Annotated in this window: 17 protein-coding genes; 14 read left to right on the forward strand and 3 right to left on the reverse strand. The window is 44.6% G+C overall.

The genetic code is table 11. From position 1 onward, the window contains the following. The first annotated feature begins 72 nt into the window (after positions 1-72). The 4 genes from ACTO17_RS01065 (at position 73) to ACTO17_RS01080 (ending at position 5,092) form a co-directional block, all read left to right on the forward strand. Entirely contained in the window at positions 73-1,848 is a 1,776-nt protein-coding gene (locus ACTO17_RS01065; protein WP_482556565.1) for a TlpA family protein disulfide reductase, read from the forward strand. A 176-nt stretch (positions 1,849-2,024) separates the two neighbouring features. Continuing rightward, positions 2,025-2,462 carry a MarR family winged helix-turn-helix transcriptional regulator gene (locus ACTO17_RS01070; RefSeq protein ID WP_482556566.1) on the forward strand — a complete coding sequence of 146 codons (438 nt, stop codon included), beginning with the start codon at positions 2,025-2,027 and terminating at the stop codon, positions 2,460-2,462. Positions 2,463-2,474: 12 nt separating this feature from the next. Further along, positions 2,475-3,806, forward strand: a complete 1,332-nt coding sequence (locus ACTO17_RS01075) for an MATE family efflux transporter (protein ID WP_482556567.1) — start codon at positions 2,475-2,477, stop codon at positions 3,804-3,806. A 53-nt stretch (positions 3,807-3,859) separates the two neighbouring features. Further along, positions 3,860-5,092 carry a [Fe-Fe] hydrogenase large subunit C-terminal domain-containing protein gene (locus ACTO17_RS01080; RefSeq protein WP_482556660.1) on the forward strand — a complete coding sequence of 411 codons (1,233 nt, stop codon included), beginning with the start codon at positions 3,860-3,862 and terminating at the stop codon, positions 5,090-5,092. Positions 5,093-5,389: 297 nt separating this feature from the next. Here the strand turns inward: ACTO17_RS01080 and ACTO17_RS01085 are convergent, their stop codons facing one another. Continuing rightward, the gene (locus ACTO17_RS01085; protein ID WP_482556568.1) at positions 5,390-6,292 is read right to left on the reverse strand and encodes a hypothetical protein; all 903 of its coding nucleotides are present in this window, start codon (positions 6,290-6,292) and stop codon (positions 5,390-5,392) included. 1 nt (position 6,293) lies between these two features. Beyond that, positions 6,294-7,316 carry a hypothetical protein gene (locus tag ACTO17_RS01090; protein WP_482556569.1) on the reverse strand — a complete coding sequence of 341 codons (1,023 nt, stop codon included), beginning with the start codon at positions 7,314-7,316 and terminating at the stop codon, positions 6,294-6,296. A gap of 736 nt (positions 7,317-8,052) precedes the next feature. On the opposite strand from ACTO17_RS01090, the gene fsa reads away from it, so the two are divergent. The 7 genes from fsa (at position 8,053) to ACTO17_RS01125 (ending at position 15,809) form a co-directional block, all read left to right on the forward strand. After that, complete coding sequence (gene fsa, locus ACTO17_RS01095; RefSeq protein ID WP_482556570.1) at positions 8,053-8,706, forward strand: fructose-6-phosphate aldolase; 654 nt, start codon at positions 8,053-8,055, stop codon at positions 8,704-8,706. 90 nt (positions 8,707-8,796) lie between these two features. Then, positions 8,797-9,636: a transketolase gene (locus ACTO17_RS01100; protein WP_482556571.1), complete on the forward strand. Its 840-nt coding sequence runs from the start codon at positions 8,797-8,799 to the stop codon at positions 9,634-9,636. Next, positions 9,624-10,565 carry a transketolase family protein gene (locus ACTO17_RS01105; protein WP_482556572.1) on the forward strand — a complete coding sequence of 314 codons (942 nt, stop codon included), beginning with the start codon at positions 9,624-9,626 and terminating at the stop codon, positions 10,563-10,565. The genes ACTO17_RS01100 and ACTO17_RS01105 overlap by 13 nt, the downstream gene beginning before the upstream one ends. Before the next feature lie 360 nt (positions 10,566-10,925). Continuing rightward, complete coding sequence (locus ACTO17_RS01110; RefSeq protein ID WP_482556573.1) at positions 10,926-11,969, forward strand: LacI family DNA-binding transcriptional regulator; 1,044 nt, start codon at positions 10,926-10,928, stop codon at positions 11,967-11,969. Beyond that, positions 11,947-13,347, forward strand: coding sequence for an MATE family efflux transporter (locus tag ACTO17_RS01115; protein WP_482556574.1), 1,401 nt, complete (start codon positions 11,947-11,949; stop codon positions 13,345-13,347). The genes ACTO17_RS01110 and ACTO17_RS01115 overlap by 23 nt, the downstream gene beginning before the upstream one ends. A 12-nt stretch (positions 13,348-13,359) precedes the next feature. After that, a complete protein-coding gene (locus tag ACTO17_RS01120; RefSeq protein WP_482556575.1) occupies positions 13,360-14,727 on the forward strand; it encodes a phosphoribosyltransferase domain-containing protein in 1,368 nt (455 codons plus the stop codon). Then, positions 14,724-15,809: a cysteine protease StiP family protein gene (locus ACTO17_RS01125; RefSeq protein ID WP_482556576.1), complete on the forward strand. Its 1,086-nt coding sequence runs from the start codon at positions 14,724-14,726 to the stop codon at positions 15,807-15,809. The genes ACTO17_RS01120 and ACTO17_RS01125 overlap by 4 nt, the downstream gene beginning before the upstream one ends. 5 nt (positions 15,810-15,814) lie before the next feature. Here the strand turns inward: ACTO17_RS01125 and ACTO17_RS01130 are convergent, their stop codons facing one another. Continuing rightward, positions 15,815-16,774 carry an HpcH/HpaI aldolase/citrate lyase family protein gene (locus ACTO17_RS01130; protein ID WP_482556577.1) on the reverse strand — a complete coding sequence of 320 codons (960 nt, stop codon included), beginning with the start codon at positions 16,772-16,774 and terminating at the stop codon, positions 15,815-15,817. 168 nt (positions 16,775-16,942) lie between these two features. On the opposite strand from ACTO17_RS01130, the gene ACTO17_RS01135 reads away from it, so the two are divergent. The 3 genes from ACTO17_RS01135 to ACTO17_RS01145 all read left to right on the forward strand — a co-directional run bounded on the left by ACTO17_RS01135 (position 16,943) and on the right by ACTO17_RS01145 (position 21,385). Next, positions 16,943-18,367, forward strand: coding sequence for a S1C family serine protease (locus tag ACTO17_RS01135; protein ID WP_482556578.1), 1,425 nt, complete (start codon positions 16,943-16,945; stop codon positions 18,365-18,367). Positions 18,368-18,508: 141 nt separating this feature from the next. Then, positions 18,509-19,096, forward strand: a complete 588-nt coding sequence (locus tag ACTO17_RS01140; protein ID WP_482556579.1) for a rhomboid family intramembrane serine protease — start codon at positions 18,509-18,511, stop codon at positions 19,094-19,096. Between the two features lie 15 nt (positions 19,097-19,111). Then, positions 19,112-21,385: a YceG family protein gene (locus tag ACTO17_RS01145; protein WP_482556580.1), complete on the forward strand. Its 2,274-nt coding sequence runs from the start codon at positions 19,112-19,114 to the stop codon at positions 21,383-21,385. Positions 21,386-21,389 lie beyond the last annotated feature (4 nt).

Below are 21,389 nucleotides of genomic sequence, written 5' to 3' on the forward strand. Positions count from 1 at the left end.
ATTAATATTTTGTATACTGTAAATTGAATAAGAAGCTGAAAAAGGGGACAGCAGACAGGATGGAGGATATTTATGACAGTAAACAAGTTGATTCAAACCTGCGCAAAGATTAAAACGGCAGTTTTTATGCTGCTCTTTCTGTTTCCATTTTTATACATGATGATGGGAACAACGGTACAGGCGGCTGAGGGCGGTACAGAGAACAAGCATTACACCTTTAAAAGCACCAGCGATGCAGACGTTTCCACTAAGGCGAATCCGGGGGAGGTTACAGTACTGATATTTGGAAATGTGGGATGCAGCCAGACAAGAGGCACACTTGGCAGTGTTTCCGCCTGCGACTGGGTGCAGCGTCCGGATATCCGGGTTATTTATGCAGCCTGCAGCGGATATTACAACAAAGAAGAAGTTTTGGAGGAGGAAGAGAACTATGGTGGACCCGGAATTACATTCTGCTATGATGAAGCAGATGGAATACTTGCCGCCATGGCAGGATATACGGGAAAAAGTGGCGGCAAGATGCCGGTTATCGTATTGATTGATCAGGATGATAAAGTTCAGAGTATCACAGAAGGAAAGAAAACTGCCGAGGAAATTATGGCGGAAATCATAAAATTTGCAGACATTGATTATGATGGGCCGCTGACACCGCCGGCCGGTTCTGAATCTGGCATTGAAAATTGGAACTATACTCTGACAGATATTAATGGCACAGCCGTTTCCACGAAAGCGAATCCCGATGAAGTTACAGTGTTGATGTTTGGTTATACCACCTGCGGTAAGACCAAAAGCACACTGGACAGTATCGCCGGAAGTGACTGGGGAAAGGAACAGCGCTCGGATATCAGGTTAATTTATGCGGATGTGTACGGAGCAGGAGCGGATGCTGTGAAAGATTTTGCACAGAATTATGCAGAGACAAATATTATATTCTGTCATGACCAAGAGGCAAAAAACTGGAACAATGCGTTGACTTATCTTGGTTTGTATCAGCAGACCGGAGGGAGTTTTCCTTATATCGTATATATTGATAAAAATAATAAGGTGCAAAATATTACTTTAGGTTCTCGTACGGCAGAGGAGATTATGGCGGAGATCCAGAAAGTAATTGCGAATTCAACTCCGACTCCAAATCCTGAACCGGGAACCGATTCCGATACGGGTCAAAACCCAGGAACCGATTCTGATACGGAGCAAGACCCAGAAACCGATTCCGATAAGACTCCCAGCGATGACCCAAAACCAGACTCAGATAAAAAGCCGGATGATGACGCGGTTAAAAAACCGACAGCAGGCATTGCCAATGTTTCAAGGCTTAAAATCACATCATCCACCAAAAAGGTGATGCTTTCCTGGAAAAAGATACCGGAAGCAGAAGGCTATGTGATTTATCAGTATAACCGTTCTAAGAAAAGCTGGACAGAGAAAGCAGCCCTGAAAACCAATACAGCTTCCTATACAGTAAAAGGGCTGACTCCGGCTACTGGTTACCGCTTTGCAGTAAAGGCTTATACACAGGATCAGAACGGAAAGCGGATTGTCAGCGGAAGCTATACTTCCGCCTATACAGCCACGGCGCCGGATATTGTGAATTTTAAGATAACGCCTGGAAAGAAAAAAGCAACTGTAAAATGGAGCAAAGTCAAAGGCGCAACCGGTTACAAGGTTTACTACAAAACCAAGTTAAAGGATTTATGGAAGAAAGTAAAAACCACAAAAGGGAAAAGCTGCACAAAAACCAAATTAAAATCCGGAAAGACATACTATTTTACAGTAAAGGCTTATAAAACCTATAAGGGAAAAACTTATACCAGCAGCTTTTTTATCAAAAAAGTAAAAATTAAATAAAAAATTTTATTTTTCTGCAATAAAATTACCTCTTTTTGCGTTTTCTCAGTAACAACAGAAACAAAATGAAAAGGAGGTAATTTTTTTGCAGAAAATGACAATCCAAAAGAACTTGACAAAAATCCGAAATCGGATTATAATCCATTTTGTCCGATTTCGGATTTAGGAGGATGCTCATGAAATACAAACAGGGAAAACATTTAGAAGAATTCAACCGTCTTTATCGGGAAATGGATCAGATTTACCATGGACTGGCAGTTAAAATGGGATTGTCTGACAGTGCCTTTATTATTTTGTATACCATAATGGAACTGGGAGAAGGGTGTCTGCAGAAGGATATTGCAGACTGGTGCTCCCTCAGCAGGCAGACCGTCAATTCTTCAATTCAGAACTTAAAGTCGCAGGGGTTTCTTTCCCTGGATTCCGGCAAAGGCAGGGAGAAAGAGATTTTTTTGACAGATGAGGGGAAACGGATGGTGGAGGAAAAGATTTTTCCGGTGATGGAGCTGGAGCAGTCCGTGTTTGAGGAAATGTCTCCCCAGGAGTGCCGGGAGATGTTGAAATTAATGGGAAAATATGTGGGAAAGTTTCGGAAAAAGGCGGAAGAATGTTGAAAGGAGGACATGATGAGAATACAATTATCAGATCATTTTACGTATCCAAGGCTGCTGCGTTTTGTGATATCGCCGGTATTGATGATGATTTGCACTTCTTTTTACAGTATTGTAGATGGTTTTTTTGTGTCCAATTATGTGGGCAAAACACCTTTTGCGGCGCTGAATCTGGTGTTTCCGGTGTGTATGGCCTTTGGAACAGTGGGAATTATGATAGGCACAGGCGGCAGCGCAGTGGTATCCAAGACTCTGGGAGAAGGGAAGCGGGAGGAAGCCAACCGGTATTTTTCCATGCTGGTGTACTTTTCCATAGGATTAAGCCTTGCGCTGACTGTCATCGGATTTGCATTCGCGCGGCCCATTTCTATTGCGCTGGGAGCCAGCGGGGAATTATTGGAAGGGAGCATCCTCTACTACAGATGCCTGATTCTGGCATTGACGCCCTTTGTGCTGCAGAATGTGTTCCAGAGCTTTTTTGTGACAGCGGAAAAACCGGGGCTGAGCCTTAAAATGTCCATTGCCGCGGGAATCACCAATGTGATATTGGACTATCTGTTTATTGCAGTTTTCGGATGGGGGCTTGCCGGGGCGGCTTTTGCCACAGGAATCGGTCAGGTGGTAGGCGGAATTTTCCCGCTCTTTTATTTTGCCCGGGAGAATACAAGCCTTCTCAGACTGACGGGAACAAAACTGGAAATGAAGATTATTTTAAAAACCTTCGGAAATGGTTCCTCGGAAATGGTGACGAATCTTTCCGCTTCTATTATAAACATCCTGTATAATTTCCAGTTGATGAAGCTGGCAGGAGAAAACGGAATTGCAGCTTACGGGATTATTATGTATGTCAATTTTGCCTTTATGGCCATTTATCTGGGCTATGCTATCGGCAGCAGCCCGGTGGTAGGCTATCATTACGGGGCAGGAAATTATGAGGAGCTGAAAAATCTGCGGCGAAAAAGCATGGTTTTAATGGGTGCGGCGGGGATTGTGATGACGGTTTTAGCAGAAGTTCTGACCGTGCCCCTGGTGTCTGTGTTTGCCGGGTATGACGCGGAATTGTTTGATTTGACCTGCTATGGGTTCCGGCTGTATGCCCTTGCGTTTCTGGCCATGGGACTGAACGTCTGGGGCTCTGCGTTTTTTACGGCCCTTGGAAACGGCATGGTTTCTGCTTCAATCTCATTTTTGCGGACGCTGCTGTTTCAGATTGCAATGGTACTGACGCTGCCGCTGATTTTGGGAATTGCCGGTATCTGGCTGGCTATTGGCGCAGCAGAGCTTCTGGCATTGGCGGTGACGGCGGTATTTCTGGCTGTAAACCGCAAGAAATACCATTACGCATGAGTTTTTCTGCAATTTCTGGAAATACTATGAAAAACAGAAATGAGGAAACGAAAATGAAAACATTCCACCAATTGTATCTGGACATTCTGGAACAGGAAGCAGGACGGGGACGTATACTGGAGGGAGATTATGATCCGTATCATATGGACTGCCTGCTTCACCCGGAGCGTCACGCGCCGGTGATATTTGCAGAAGAATGTGAGCAGTGCGCTTATGAGAGAGCCTGCGAAAACAGTTGTGTTTTTGACGCCTTTGAACAGGATGAAACGGGAAAAGTCCGTATCAACAAAGAAAAATGCACCGGCTGCGGCGCCTGCGTGGAAGCCTGCAGACTGGAGAAACTGGCGGCCAATAAGGATGTGGTTCCGGTGCTCAGGGCCGTTCGGAGTAAAGAGCGGGAGGTGTACGTCCTTGTGGCTCCGGCTTTTTTAGGGCAGTTCGGCAGAGAAGTTACTACCGGAAAGCTGCGGGCGGCATTTAAAGCCATGGGATTTCAGGGGTTGATCGAGGTGGCGGTATTTGCCGATATTTTAACGCTGAAGGAAGCGCTGGAATTTGACGCAAATATTCAGAGGGAACAGGATTATCAGCTGACCAGCTGCTGCTGTCCGGTCTGGATTGCCATGCTGCGGAAGGTATATCAGGAACTGATGCCTCATGTGCCCGGCGCAGTGTCGCCGATGATTGCGGCGGGCCGTGTGGTGAAGAAACTGCATCCCCAGGCTGTCACAGTGTTTGTGGGCCCCTGCATGGCCAAGAAAAAGGAGGCCAGGGAACCGGATATTGCAGACGCAGTGGACTATGTGCTGACGTTTCAGGAAGTGCAGGATATGTTTGACGCGGCGGATATTCATCCGGAGGAGCTGGGAGAGGACGAGAAGGAGCATTCCTCCCGGGCCGGGCGGATATATGCCAGAACAGGAGGCGTCAGCGAGGCGGTGAAGGAAACGGTAAAACAGCTGAATCCCAAGCGGAAAATTGAGGTTTGCGCAGAACAGGCAGACGGAGTGCCGGCCTGCCGGGAAATGATTGAACGGCTGAAAAAGGGAGAGACAAAGGCCAATTTTTTTGAGGGCATGGGCTGCGTGGGCGGCTGCGTGGGCGGGCCGAAAATCCTCATTGGAAAAGAAGAAGGGAGAAAGAATGTGGAGCGTTACGGCGAAGCGGCAGAGTATCGGACGCCCTTAGAGAATCCTTTTGTGCAGGAGCTTCTGTCCCGGCTGGGATTTTTTACCATTGAGGAATTTTTGGAAAAAAGTGAAATACTGGTGCGGGACTTTTCCTGAGTGGCAGGCTGCGGAGGGGATGATTTGAGGGAATCCTCTCCGGGTTTTTCTTGTCTGGATTTTGTTTTAAAAAGTTTTGAGCCGTGATGATGATATTCCGTTAGGAATAAAAGTTATACTCAACTCATATTATGAGAGAAGGAGGAAGGTTATGTTTAAGCTATTCTCAAATACAATCCCTTCATATATTGAAGCTGATTTAAATAATTTTATAAGTAATCCATCGTACAAAATCGTAAATATATTTTATAATACCTGTGTGCTGGAAGGGGAGCTTATGCATAATGTGTTGCTTCATTATATGATTATTCCGGCGGAATAAACTACGATTTCTTTGTAAATCATCGTTAACCAATTGATGAATACGGGATTCATAACAGAAAACAATTCTCTTTTGTCATAGCGAATGTCATAGAAATTATCGGTGCCTTTTCCAATCAACATATGGAAATACCGATTACGCAATGTGATAAGCAAATCAGCTACATTTGCGAACTTTATTTTCATTGTTTCACCTTCAAAAATATAATAATTTTCTGAAATTACTCTTTGCAATTCTGCCAGAATAAGATTGATGTTGTCACTGGGAAAGAGAATGTCAAATTCATAGGCATATAAGATATTGTCTTTGAATAGTTCTTTTAAAAATGTTTTAAAAAATTTTAATTCACCATCAGAATCTCCGCTCATAAACTTTTTTAGCTTTTCGTAAGAACCTCTGTAATCCATAGACTTAGATGCATAAATCAGCGGAAAAGAGTAACTCATAAATTCCAGTGTCCTATAAATATGTACGAAAGATTCTATTGGAGATTGTTTCTGCCATATAATAGCGTTTGTAAGTTCTGAAAGAAGCTCTTCATGGATAAAATGATTTCTTCTATTAAATTTTAGATATTTGTTTATACTTTCTTTTTCGGTGTTATCGAATTCTTCAAGTGAGAAAAAGTCTTTGATCCGTTCTTCTGCAAGCATATCGTTTTCAATGCTTCCAGGTATGGAATAATTGTTCTTTTGATCCAGTGCTCTCTGGCGTTCCCCAACAAAGTATTTAATATGCAATGTTCCTAGCAATAGGCGAATCAATACGGCTTCGTTAGAAATTCTGTCAGATATCGCTAATTCTGTCGGCAGCGAGGCAATTTGCACATCTTCTAAATAATCTTCATAAATAAAGATTCCTTTTTGTATATCCTTCATATTATAACTCCTGTGAAATGATATCCAATAAATCAGAATATCCATAATTAGAAAAAGTACTGTAATTTTCAAAATAATATTTTACCATTCTTCGCCGTGCCATTCCAAGTTTGACTTTTGATACGTCAATCGCTGAAAAAACTTCTTCAAATAACAGGATGCTATCTTTTAATGCATCTTTTCCTAATGTTTGAATTTGGTTAAAAACAATATTCATAGCGGCAGAAAAACCGATAAAATTGTTTACAACTTTAAACCAGTTATATAAATACTCGTCTTCTAACATGTTAGAGATAAAGTTGATAACATCTTGAAATTCGCCGTTTTTATCAGCAATGTTAGAATTTAGAATTTTATCGGCAATCAATTCATTCATTTTTTCTTCAATTATTTTTTGATTGTCGATGTTTATGGAATTGCTGATATATGCTAAATATCCTTTGATGAGGCTTTCCTTATTCATCCCTTCTTCATCTTTTTTCTTTTTTGCTCTTTTTTCTTTTTCTGTAATTCCTAAAATTGGTAGGGAATCAAAATCAAATATATTGCCGGCTAAAATTTCAATTTGGTGCCGTGCGGACATGGGCCGCTGACCATTGTTTAGAGTAATCATCCGATATAGCAGCCGATCCATAGAATTGCTTATGAGTATATTGCAGTATAATGTTCGGTTCATATCTAATTTAAACTGGTTTATACGATTCAGTGTATTCAGTCTTTGAATTCCATCCAAAATAAAAGCAGTGCCTAAGTTGTCGTCAATATATTTTTCTGTGACATCTGCTGTTGTTAATTTCATATTGCTGGTTTTAATTGCAACGGTTATATTTGGCATGATGCAGCCAGATTGAATGTCCTCTTCCAGTCTTTTATAAAAGGAAGCCCTAAGAGGATTCCGCTGAAATTCTAATTTGTCAATTAAAGGGACTAATTTCTTTAATGCATATTCATAATCAATACCAGCAGTTACGTAGTAACTTTTGATTACGTCATCAAATTGGACGTCATAAATTTTAATATTCATTATTTTTCCTCTATCTTTAAGTTGCTGTATGATGTTTTTGGTTATGATTGGATTTGAGCTCTAAAAAATATTTTAAACATGCTTTATTATAGCATACTGTAGCCTGCATTACCATTTGTTTTGAAAAACTTTTTTATCGTTTACTAAAATAGGCGCATAATGGAGATGCTAACTAATAAATAATCTGTTCATAAAGGAACTGAAGAGGTGCGAGAAATGCTATTTTACAGAGGCAAATTTTAATTATATGCAGTGGAAAATAAGAAGTAGGAAATTGTTATGAAATTTATCTTGTTAATTTCCATTAGCTTTCATATAATAGAAGCAGATGAAGGCGCCGCAGTATTGTCCTTATGCCGGAATTCACACAGTTCGGCCAGAATCAGGAGAGCTGTTTGCAGGACGAAAGATTACGCAGGATGAGAAATTTTGGGAATATCTGAATCAGTATGACGTAATTTGTCTGAAATATGAAGCAGTTTTTGTTTGAGGCGGACGCTTTGGAGCTGACAAACTATTTGGAGCAGGAGGTGCTCAGGGAGCTTGGAAAAGAATATGGAGCATGTTTGAACCGGGAAAATAAATTTTCCGCATATTCCATCTTTTAACAAAGGGCGAAACATGATATAGTTAAAAAGTCTGAGAAAAATTTGTATTTCACCTTCTGTTTCGTGTAAAATAGGAGACAGAAGCAAACGGAACATTACAGATGTTATGTATACAAAAGGAGGAAAATATGAAATTATTTATCGACACGGCCAATGTAGAAGATATCCGCAAAGCTAATGATATGGGAGTCATCTGCGGGGTAACCACCAACCCGTCTCTGATTGCCAAAGAAGGCAGGGATTTCAACGAGGTAATCAAGGAAATCACCAGTATTGTAGACGGTCCCATCAGCGGGGAAGTAAAAGCCACAACCACAGATGCGGAAGGCATGATTCAGGAAGGCCGTGAAATTGCAGCCATCCATCCCAACATGATTGTCAAGATTCCCATGACCGTAGAAGGGTTAAAAACGGTGAAGGTGCTTTCAGCAGAAGGAATCAAGACAAACGTGACGCTGATTTTTACTGCAAATCAGGCGCTTTTGGCAGCCCGGGCAGGCGCAACCTACGTATCCCCGTTTTTAGGCCGGCTGGATGATATCAGTCAGCCGGGAATCCAGTTGATTGAAGATATCGTTACGATTTTTGAAAATTACGGACTGGAGACAGAAATTATTGCAGCAAGCATCCGCAATACGGTTCATGTAAATGACTGCGCCCTTGCAGGAGCAGACATTGCCACCATTCCTTACAGCGTGATTGAGCAGATGACAAAACATCCCCTGACAGATCAGGGAATTGAAAAATTTCAGAAAGATTACAAAGCAGTTTTCGGTGAATAGACAGCAGAAATTTCCGGCAGTACTTCAGAACTTTCAGAGGAAGCAGGCATTTCGTAGAAATTGTCAGAAAATGAAAAAGGAGATAGATACATGGATAACTTAGAACTTCAGAAATTGGCCAACGAAGTCCGCAAGGGAATCGTTACCGCCGTTCATTCCGCCAAAGCAGGGCATCCCGGCGGCTCTCTCTCAGCAGCAGAGGTGTACATTTACCTGTATTTTGAAGAAATGAATATTGACCCAAAAGATCCGCAAAAAGCAGACCGGGACCGTTTTGTGCTGTCCAAAGGGCATACGGCGCCGGGGCTTTATTCTGTCCTGGCGCACAGGGGCTTTTTTCCGGTGGAGGATTTGAAAACACTGCGCAAAATCGGCTCCTATCTTCAAGGGCATCCCTGTCTGCAGCATACGCCGGGGATTGATATGTCAAGCGGTTCTTTAGGACAGGGAGTTTCAGCGGCAGTGGGAATGGCTTTGTCTGCTAAAATAAGTAATGACAGCTACCGGGTATACACTCTTTTAGGCGACGGGGAAATCCAGGAAGGCCAGGTCTGGGAGGCAGCCATGTTAGCAGGACACAGAAAGTTGGACAACCTGATTGTGATCGTGGACAACAACGGACTGCAGATTGACGGAAACATTGACGATATATGCTCTCCATACCCCATTGATGAAAAGTTCAGGGCATTTAACTTTCATGTGATCAATGTGGAGGACGGCAATGATTTTGACGCTTTGCGGACGGCTTTCAAAGAAGCAAGGGAGATACAGGGAATGCCCACGGCTATCATATTGAAAACCGTCAAAGGAAAAGGCGTTTCCTTTATGGAAAATCAGGCCGGATGGCACGGCAAGGCCCCAAATGATGAAGAATATAAGATTGCCATGGAAGAATTGGAGAAAGCAGGTGAAGCATTATGCCGGAAGTAAAGAAAATTGCAACCAGAGAGGGTTACGGAAGCACATTGGTAGAACTGGGAAGAGAGCATGACAATATTGTAGTGCTGGATGCGGATCTTGCGGAAGCCACCAGAACCGGCGTATTCCAAAAAGAATTTCCGGATCGTCACATTGACTGCGGAATTGCAGAGGCGAATATGATGGGAATTGCAGCAGGTCTGGCAACCACTGGAAAAGTGCCCTTTGCAAGCTCTTTTGCCATGTTTGCGGCAGGCAGGGCATATGAACAGGTGAGAAATTCCATTGGATATCCCCACCTGAATGTGAAAATTGGGGCAAGCCATGCGGGAATTTCCGTTGGGGAGGACGGAGCCTCTCATCAGTGCAACGAGGATATCGCGTTGATGCGGACAATTCCCGACATGACGATAATCAACCCGTCAGATGTGATTGAAGCGAAAGCGGCAGTGCGGGCAGCATATGAACTGGACGGCCCGGTGTATCTGAGATTCGGCAGACTTGCCGTTCCGGTGATTAATGAGAATCCGGATTATAAATTTGAACTGGGAAAAGGCATCCTGCTGCGGGAAGGCACGGATGTCACCATTGCAGCAACAGGCCTGTGCGTAGCGGCGTCTCTGGAGGCGGCACAAAAACTGGCGGCAGAGGGCATCAGCGCGGAGGTAATCAATATCCACACCATTAAGCCCCTGGATACAGAAATCATTGTGAATTCTGTAAAGAAAACAGGAAAAATGGTTACGGCGGAGGAACACTCTGTCATTGGAGGCCTGGGCAGCGCGGTGTGTGAATGTCTCTGTGAGCACGCACCGGTACCCGTATGCAGAATCGGCATATATGACGTATTCGGCGAGTCTGGCCCGGCATTGGAATTACTGGAAAAATACGGACTGGACGGCCAGGGAATTTATAAAAAAGTAAAAGAATTTGTAAAATAAAACGGCGGGAAGAAACAGGCGCCGGAGGGAAGCTGCACAAAGAGGCGGGCTTCCTTCCGGCTTTTTTCAGTGGGACTGCGGCTGTAGGGTATCTGATTTTTATCCGGTACAGAACGCTCAGGCTCCTTTTTTAAAATTCTGTTGGAAAAGTATACAATTTAGATAAAAATTTTCTGTATTTTTTGGTTTGGGTTATGCATTTAACCTTTGAAAAACAGCTTCCTTTTTACTATACTTATACCCGTAGCCAGATGATTTGGCAGGTGGGTTTTGTTTTTTTGAAAACGCAGAAAATCATTTGGCGAAAACAGGTAATAAAATTCAGGCTGGGTGATTTTTTAGAAAAGGAAGTGCAGAGCCGTGGAAAAAGCAAGAATCAGAATCTCAGACATTGCAGATAAGCTGGGCGTCAGCACAGCAACCGTCTCCAATGTGATTCATGGAAAAACAAGAAAAATATCGGATGAAACAGTGAAGCGGGTGCAGGAGCTTATTGAAGAAAGCGGCTACATTCCCAATATGGCGGGCATTCTGCTGGCACAGAACAATTCTAAAATCATTGGCATTGTAGTCAACGATCATGAAAAATACGAGGGGCATGTTCTGGAGGACGGTTTTATATCAGCCTCCATTAATGCACTGGCCAGGGAAATTGATGCATCAGGTTATTTTATGATGGTAAAGGTAACGACTGAGTGGAATGAAATCCTGCGGTTTGCATCCATGTGGAATATGGACGGACTGGTACTCCTTGGGTTCTGCGAACAGGATTATCAGAAATTGCGGGAGTCCATGCATATCCCTTTTGTGGTATATGACGGATATTTTCAGGAAACCCCCAAAATCTGTAATCTGGTAATAGACAATTATGACGGCGGCCGCCAGGTGGGAGAATATTTGAAGCGTATGGGCCACAGGAAAGTCCTCTGTATTTCCGATAACTGTATATGCGTAGATTTGGAACGGATGGAGGGATGCCGGGACGCATTGGGAGGAAACGGGGTTGATTTTCTGAAAATTCCTTTTGAGAAAACAGAGCGGCTGAAAGTATACCGGCAGCAAGAAGCAGAGATTCTGCAGCATACGGCGGTATTTGCGGTATCTGATTTTTATGCAGTGGAATTCATCCGTTATCTGCAGGAAAGGGGCATTGGCGTGCCGAAGGACCTTTCAGTTGTGGGATTTGACGACAGCCCTTTGTGCAATTATTGTATGCCCGGGCTTACAACAGTAAGGCAGGACGCGTCTGACAGGGCAAAGGCCGCGATTTCCGTTTTGAAGAATCTGAAAATGGGAACGGAGGAGCGGATTGTTGTAAAACTGCCGGTGTTTCTTGTGGAACGCAAAAGTGTAAAGAAATTAAACAGGGAGGAGGGTTCAGATGAAAGAGAAACCTTCCTTTGAACAGGCGGTGTTAAAAATAGCCCTGCCTGTGACGCTGCAATCTTTGCTGCAGTCCTCTTTCAGTGTAATCGATCAGGTGATGATCGGACAGCTTGGCAGCGGCAGTATAGCCGGAATTGGATTGGGCGGGAAGTTTGCCTCTCTTTACTCCGTGGTTCTGGGAGCCGTTGCTTCAGCGGCCGGAATTATGATTTCACAGTATTTGGGAAGAAACGATGAGAAATCTGCAGGCCGGAGCTTTTGGAGCAATCTGGCATTGTCTGTGGGACTAGCGGCAGCGTTTTTGGTGATCTGTATGGTGTTTGGGAAAAATATTATGGCAGTTTATACAAAAGATGAAGCGGCCAGAGGACTGGCGGTAAACTATCTGCGTATTCTGGCCATATCTTTTCTTCCTATGGCGGTCAGCTCCATGCTGACAACCATGCTTCGGTGCATGGAAGCCGCTGCCCTGCCTCTGTATGCAGGCATTTTTGCGCTGGTATGCAATACCGGGCTGAATTATCTGCTGATTTTTGGAAAATGGATGTTTCCAAAGATGGGAGTGGCGGGAGCGGCCCTGGCAACTGTGGCGGCCCAGATAATTTCTTGTATTGTCATTTTTCTGTTTTTCCTGCATAATAAGAAGAGACGGGGAATGAAGCTGACGGTTCGTTCCAGGGAGACGGAGGTTTGCTGCCGGGAACATGCAGGACGTCCTTTAGATCAGGGCAGGAGAGCACAGGACGGAGAGTTCAAATGGCAATATTTTAAGATTCTGGGTCCGCTGCTGATTTGTGAATTTTTGTGGAGCCTGGGGGAAAATGTGTATACGGCTGTCTATGGAAATATAGGAACAGCCGCCTGCGCTGCCATGACAATGACTATTCCGGTGCAGACGATTGTGATAGGCGCGTTAAGCGGTCTGGCCCAGGCGTCAGGTATCCTGATTGGGAAATCTCTCGGGGCGGGAGCCTTCGGGCGTGCCTATGAAGAGTCCAAAAAGCTGATGAAATACGGTCTGGCGTTTTCCCTTATGCTGTCTCTTATTCTTGCGGCAGTCAGTCCCTTTTATGTGAAAATTTATCATGTGGAGCCTGAAGTTCAGGAACTTACCAGGAGCCTGCTTCTTGCGATTGCTGTGATTGCCCCTGTAAAGGTGCTGAATATGATACTGGGCGGAGGAATTATCCGCAGCGGAGGAAAGACAAAATATATCATGTGGATCGATCTGATCGGAACCTGGATATTTGGAGTTCCTTTGGGGATTCTGGCGGCTTTTGTCTGGAAGCTGCCGATTACGCCTGTGTATATAATCTTATCTCTGGAAGAATGTGTCAGGCTGGGGATTTCCCTTGTGATTTTCAGGAAAAAAATCTGGGTGGAGCGTATTCGGTAGATGGAGGATTTCATGAATGCAGAAAAAATTATAGCCATAGCCAAACGGGAACACAATACAAAGCGTAGCTTTCTGGTGGTCAACAGATATCAGGGAAAACATGTTCCCATAAGCCCTGATAAGCCTTTTCAGATGTTTTCAGCTCTGGCAGATTTGACGGCGGAGCGTTACAGAGGGGAACGGCTGCTTTTGATAGGGTTTGCGGAAACTGCCACAGCCATAGGAGAAACACTGGCGGTAAGGCTTGACACAGATTATATGCAGACCACCCGGGAGAATCTTCCGGGTGCGGAGTACCTGTATTTCAGCGAATCCCACAGCCATGCAGCAGAACAGAAGGTAGTAAAAAATGATTTGGATCAGGTAATTGCTCAGACAGACCGGATTGTTTTTGTGGAAGATGAGGTGACTACCGGAAACACCATTGGGAAAATTGTGCGTCTGATTCGCCAGACTTACGGCAAAAAGCTGAACTTTGCCGCGGCTTCCCTGCTGAACGGGATGGATGAAGAAGCCCGGGCCAGATATCAGACAGAACAGATTGATTTGGTGTATCTGGTAAAAACCGATCACAGCGGATATTCTGAGATTGCGGAAACATATATCAATGACGGAAGCTATTATGAATGTGTGTCTTTCGGTGGAAACGGAGCATTCAGTCATGAAGATTTACACGCTGGTAAAAATGGGTTTATCAGCCGCGAAGGTTTACACGCTGGCAAAAATGGGTTTATCAGCCGCGAAGATTTACACGCTGGCAAAAACAGGTCACTTAATATAGAAGAATCAGAAAAAAATCCATGGGAACTGAAGGCAAAAGAAATCATGGTTTCAGGCTTTATCAATGCCAGAAGGCTCCACAAAGGCCGGGAATACCAGAAAGCCTGCAAGAATTTATGGCGTCAGCTCAAAGAACGGATTTCTTTTGGAGAAGGAAAAAACATCCTTGTTCTGGGAACAGAAGAATTTATGTATGCGCCCCTGTACGTGGCGCAGAACATACAGGAAATGCGAAACTGTGTGAAATGCCATGCCACCACCCGAAGTCCGATTATGGTCAGCAAACACCAGGAATATCCTCTTCATGAACGGTATGAACTGGCCAGCTTCTATGAGAAAGCCCGTACAACCTATGTGTATGATTTGGATGCTTATGATCTGGTGTTGATTCTGACAGATGCAGAGCCAGGGGAAAATGGTTTGGAATTGGAGCAGCCAGATGCAGAGTCAGTCAGAAGTGATTCAGCATCGGAGCAGCCTGGGGCAGAGCCAGGAAAAAATGGTTTGGGATTGGAGCAGCCGGGGGCAGTTTCTCTCAGCCGCGCGCTGTATAGCTGCGGCAACCGTGAAATATATTTGGTCAGGTGGTGTGAAAATTGAGAACTTCATATAAGGAAAATGATGTGGTTTTTCTGCTGAAAGACATTACCGGCCTGATAAAGCCCCAATCTACGGAAGAACGGGAACAGGAAATACAGGCGGGACGTCACTACTGTGAGATGCTTCCCATGGAATACGTACCCACGCAAAAATACATGGAGGCATATGAGGAAGCCTTAAAGCATTATGCCAGGCCCACGGCGCTGGCAGTCGGCACATTGGCAGATCGGATTATAAAAGAAAAAGGGGAGCATGTAATTCTTGTGTCGCTGGCAAGGGCGGGAACTCCTGTTGGAATTTTGCTGAAACGGTATCTTGAGAAGAAATACGGCCTGAAGGTGCCCCATTATTCCATTTCTATTATCCGCGGAAGAGGAATTGATGGCAATGCCATGAGATTTCTTCTGGAAAAATATCAGCCGACCGATTTGCTGTTTGTGGACGGATGGATTGGAAAAGGGGCAATTCTGGGAGAACTGAAAAAGGCCCTTTGGCCCTACCAGGGAGTTTCAGCTGAGTTGGCTGTGCTGGCTGATCCTGCAAAAGTTACGGAGCTTTGCGGCACCCATGAAGATATTTTGATTCCAAGCTCCTGTCTGAATTGTACGGTGTCAGGATTGGTGAGCCGGACCGTTCTGCGGCAGGACCTCATTGGAGAAAATGATTTTCATGGCGCAGTGTACTACGGAGATCTGAAAGAAGCGGATTTGTCTTATGATTTTATCCATGCCATTGAAAAAGAATTTGTCTTTCAAAGGGGGACTTCGGAAGCTGAGGGGAGAACAGAACAGGCGGAGTTTTCGGAAGCCGGGAACAGAAACCCGGGTTTGGAGGAAGTAAAGGAGATTGCCCGGGAATTCGGCATTTCTGATATCAATCTGGTAAAACCGGGAATCGGGGAAACCACCAGAGTGCTGCTTCGGCGGGTTCCCTGGAAAATATTAGTCAGGCAGGACTGTAAAGATGAGAGCTCCCTGGCGCATATTCTGCGTCTGGCGGAGGAAAAAAATGTGCCCGTTGCTTTTTATCCCTTAAAAAATTATAAATGCTGCGGAATCATCCGGAAGCTGTCAGATGCCTGAACAGATTATTTCAGCCCGTATGCCTCTGCCAGAAGCAGCGTCCGCAGGGCCCAGTTATAATGGGTCTTGTATTCATTCATACGTTCTTTTACAATACTGCCGGCCACCAGAGAGGGACAAGACACATCCCAGTCCAGAATGGCTTTTGCGTCATTGTAATCTTTCAGAGGCACCTTGTATGCCTCATTTACCAGTGGAATCTGGTTGGGATGAATGACCGTTTTGCCGATAAATCCGCACAGCCTGTCGTCATTCAGTTCATGGATCAGGCCGGATTCCCAGTTTTTTCCGCTGTAATATTCAAATACAGGCCCGGAGACAACATAATCCATACCGAAAACTGTGAGAATATCAGAGAAAATATCTGCCACCGGGCGAATTTTGTAGATGGACTCGCTGCTGTGCCTGCGGAAGCCGAACATGTGGCAGAGGTCGTTGCCGCCTACCCGGATATTCAGCACGTATTGGGAGATGGCGTCTAATTTCTCTTTCAAAGCATAGAGAATGGAAGCCCGGCGCTCAAGATGAATCATGGAGGGGCTTTCAAAAATCGGCATCATGTAAAAAGGCCGGCCGCGCTGGCTGTTGATTTCTTTAAACGTCTGAATATAGGCGTCCGCATTTTCCAGGGAAAATTTCGGAATATTAAAGCCTGTTATAAGTTCTCCGGAACTGCCAAGCCGCTCTAACAGGCTTTTGATCTGTTTAGGGGCTCTGACCCGGATAAAGATTTCAGGCAGGAAAAAGCTGGTCTGGGCCTTACGTGCCTGCAGCGCCTGAAGAGAAGAAATCAATATCTGCTCCGCGTCGGCCACGCAGTCGTCCTGTATCGTATCTTCCAGGCACAGGGCAAGAGAAAATTGCCGGCCGAATTTTTCATGAGTTAATGAGTTTACAATGCTTTCGTTGTTGGCCGGACAATAGAGCAGCGGGCCAACACGGTAGGCGGGAAGGAAATGGTTCATTTTTACACTCCTGTTTTCATAATTTACCATACATTATATGGGAAAACGGACAGTTTCACAATAGATTCTTTCAGTGTAATTTCATTTCGGCAATCTGCTTGCCCCTGTTCCTGGAAATATGATAGAATAGAAATATATTTTAAATACAAAGGAATCAGGTGATTTCTCATGCAGACAAATTTTAACACAAGGTATCATGTAATGGAAATTTCTTCCGTGGAAGCCTTTATGAATGTCAAAGGAGGCTGCTCGAAGGGCTGCAAAGATGTGTATTTTCTCAGAATAACAGGAGTCGGCCGGACAATGCCGGAAGAAATCCGGCAGATGGATCAGATTTTGACAGAGCGGATGAACCGGGGACAGGGATTTTACAGCCGGTTAAACGGTTTGCCCAGACTGGCGGCCATGGAGGACGCAGAGTTTTATGGGGGCTGCTATGAAAGCTGGCTCAGCAGCGGGAAACAGGATGCGCCGATTAAAGCAGCCATGGAAAATCAGCAATTGCGCCGGATTCTTGGCGGGATATGCGCAGAAATTCTCAGCCTGTTGGAACAGGGAAAGCAGGGAGTAAGCTCCTCCATAGGCAAAAATTTTATGGTAAAGGTTTTGTTCTGGCTAGATCAGACTGTGCCTTTGGCTTTGCGGAATTGGAAACCGGAAAACACAATGAAAGTGGTTTGCAGGGATATTTCCAAACAGCAGGAGTATTTGTTTTTCTATTTGCTTACCCGGTTGGGGTTTGACGTGCTGCTGCTGCAGGCCAGGCAGGATATTTCTCCGGAACTGGATCGGCTGGGCCTGTCCCGCAAATGCACAGCGGCAGAGCCCGGTCAGTATGAGGTGCCGGAGTATGAGCCTGTTTCGGATGGGGAAATCCGGACGGGGCATACAGTCCAAAGAAAGACGCAGGCCGGCGAGATGCGTATTGCAGTAAATACCAGGGTGCCGGAACGTGACCGAAGAACCAGAGAAATGCTGAGCGCCAGGGAGAATCGGGTGAATTCAGGGCGTATGGGAACAGAGCTGACTTATGAGGAGCTGGCACAGCTTGCCTCTTCTGTGGTGCAGATTATGATTCATGACAGCCGGGGTGAGGTAATTGGCGGCGGTTCCGGAATTATGATTGGCCGGGAAGGGTATATTCTGACCAATAACCATGTGGCCTGCCGGGGAAGATTTTATTCTGTAAGGATTGAGGATGACGATCAGGTATATCAGACAGACGAGATGATTAAATATAATTCTGTTCTGGATCTGGCAGTGCTCCGGATTGAACGGAACTTGCAGCCTCTTCCCATTTATAAGGGGCAGAAGAAACTGGTTCGGGGACAGCGGGTGGTGGCCATCGGAAGTCCGCTGGGGCTGTTTAACTCGGTGTCCGATGGAATTATTTCCGGATTCCGGGCAATTGAAGGTGTGGATATGATTCAGTTTACGGCGCCTATTTCCAATGGAAGCTCCGGCGGAGCGGTATTGAATATGTATGGAGAAGTCATTGGAATCAGCACCGCAGGCTTTGACGCTGGGCAGAATATCAACCTGGCGGTGGGATATGAATACATAAGAAATTTTGTACAGGGATTTGTAAGCTGAAGATTTTTTCATGTCCGTATCCAGATATAAGATCTTCCTTTCGTTTTTAAATTCTTAAATATCTGAAAATTTAATAAAATGCATTGAAATATATGGTAAGAAACTTTATAATAAAACATAATGTGAAATGGAGAATTGTTTATGTCTGAACACAGAAAACTGAAAATATCCTTTAATTCGCCGGTTATCTTAAGTTTTGCCATCCTGTGTTTTCTGGCCGTGATACTGAATTTTATTACCAGAGGTTTTGCCAATCAGGTATTTTTCAGCGTGTACCGTTCTTCTCTTTTGAATCCTTTGGCGTATGTGAGGTTTTTCGGACATGTGCTGGGACATGCGGGCTGGAGTCATTTTTTTGGAAATATTACGCTGATTCTGGTGGTTGGGCCGCTGTTGGAGGAAAAATACGGTTCGGCCAATATGCTGTTTGTAATTCTTGCAACAGCATTGACAACAGGAATTGTGCATGTTGTATTTTTTCCAGGGATTATGTTATTGGGAGCCAGCGGCGTGGTGTTTGCCCTGATTCTTCTGTCCTCTTTTACCTGCGTGAAGGAAGGGGAGATTCCTCTGACCTTTATTCTGGTGGCGGTGATTTATATCGGGCAGCAGGTATATGAAGGAATTTTTGTGCAGGACAATGTATCCAATCTGACCCATATTCTGGGCGGACTGGTAGGCGCAGCCCTTGGCTATGTGATGAACAAGAATAAGATGAACAGATATTGAAGGTAAAGCAGGTATATGTTTGAACACAGGAAACTTCGGAATTTAGAAGAATATTTTTCAGAACCAGAGAGCCGGAGGGAATCAGGGGTGTATTTTTACCGGATTTATGGATATAATCAGGAAATCCATGAATTTATCCGGAGATATTATCATGCAGCCAGGACCTCCGGCGCTGTGATCGAGGGAAGAATTCCCAACCCGGAAGAAAAGCAGCTGGAGTATTACGGGGAAATTATGGGAATGGATTTCCAGATGAACGCGGGCTTTTTTACAGCAAGCCTGAAAAAGTGGCTGCCGAGAATGAAGGATTACCAGAGGGAGCAGGTGTCTCTGGCCATTTATGATACCCTGGACGGGATGCGCAGGGCAGGCAAGAATGAAAATATGCTGAAAAATGCTTATATTAAGTTCATGTGCTGGCTTTATTACAAATTTGAACGTGTAGTGAATCAACTGGGGGAGCGTCATATTCCCAAGATTCTGTATGAAGGCGAAATCAGCAATTATGAATTAAAATTGATGGCGGTTCTGTCCCGTGCAGGCTGCGACATTGTGCTTTTACAGTATCGCGGAGATGAGAATTATTTAAAACTGGATGTAACTTCTGAGTTTTCCTGCGCCTGGAACGGACAGGATATGACTGCTTTTCCAGAGGGCTTCTCACTGAAAAGCCTGCGGGAAGAAATAAGGCAGGAGCAGAACAGGGAGCGGCTCTATGGGCCTGCCCCCGGCCTTTTAAACTGCACCAATGCATGGATTTCCGGCAAAGGGCTTGCCGATGTCAAAACAGAACTTCGAAGCAGAGGGAACGATCCGAACCTGTTTTACAATTGTTTTATCCGCATCAACGGCACAGAAGATAAACTGACTTACTTAAATGAACTGTATCAGTTTCAGTTGGAATTGAAAAACAGCGGGCGCAGGCTTGTGATTACAGAGCAGGAAATCCCAAAGCCCGCCATGGAAGAAATCGGCGGGATCGCCCGGAAAAACTATACAGGGCAGGAGCAGATGCTTGCAGATTTGGCGGCCAATAATCTGAAATATACGGCCAATCTGGAACTGCAGAAATTAATGCACAAGGCATTTTTGGATATTATGTTAGAGGAAGCAAAGCAGCCGGGAATGAATCTGAATAAACTGACCAACAAGGCGGTTTATCTGCTCTGTTGGCTGAAACGCTATCAGCCGGAGCTTTTTTATCAGTGGAAACTGCCGGATATTGGCTGTTTTATTTATCTGGGCGGGTGCCGGACAGAGAATGAAGAGCTCTTTCTCAGGGTTTTGGCCAGGCTTCCGGTGGATGTGCTGATTTTAACGCCGGATTTAAACAGATCATGCTGTTTGAACGATCCGCTGCTCTATGAAGTGAATTATGGAGAATCTCTGGCGGTGGATCATTTTCCCAGGGATAATTCCGGGATACGGATGGGAACGGCGGCCTATCATGCAGAGCGGGAGCTGGATACAGTGATGTATCAGGATTCGGGGCTGTACCGAAATCACCAGTATGATAAAGCAAATGCAGTTACTCTGCAGACCATGTATGAAGAGATTGAGCTTCTCTGGGATCAGGAGTTGAAATACCGGCCCAATTTCAGTACGGTGGAAGGGGTTGTGAACCTTCCGGTGATTTATGCCAAGATTTCCGGTGTAAAACAGGAGGTTTCAGAGTACTGGAGCAGCATAAAAAAACTGGTGACCGGAGATACGCTGATATCCAGGAAAGTTCCCTACATCAGCTTGACAGAGCCTAACCCCATAAAACCTTATGTGACAGAATTTTTTAAAAACGGAAAGCTGCAGCGGGCCAAAATCAAAAGCCATTCTGCATATTCCTATGGATTTCTCCGGGAAGAGATACAGGAGCATATTCTGGACAAGCTGCAGCTTTTAATTGAACAGAGAATTATTAAAGGGACATTTGAAAACGGTATGGAATATGCCATTATTGCCGTTATTTTGAATTTAAAAAAAGAAGTTTTAAGAATGATACAGAAGTTTGATTTTACGAAAAAGAACCCAAAGTTTCTCTATATCAACACCACGGAGGAAATGATAACTCTGGAAGATTCGATTCTGGTATCCTTTTTAAATCTGGCGGGATTTGACGTACTGTTTCTGGTACCTACCGGATATCAGAGCATTGAAAAGTATCTGAACAGGAAATTAATGGAAGAACACCAGATTGGCGAGTATATGTATGATTTGCAGACGCCGGATTTTGGCAGAATTCCATCTAATGGACGTCAGTCATGGCGTGATAAAATATTTAAGAGAGGTAGTTGATGCA

It is taken from the genome of Petralouisia sp. (assembly GCF_056822245.1).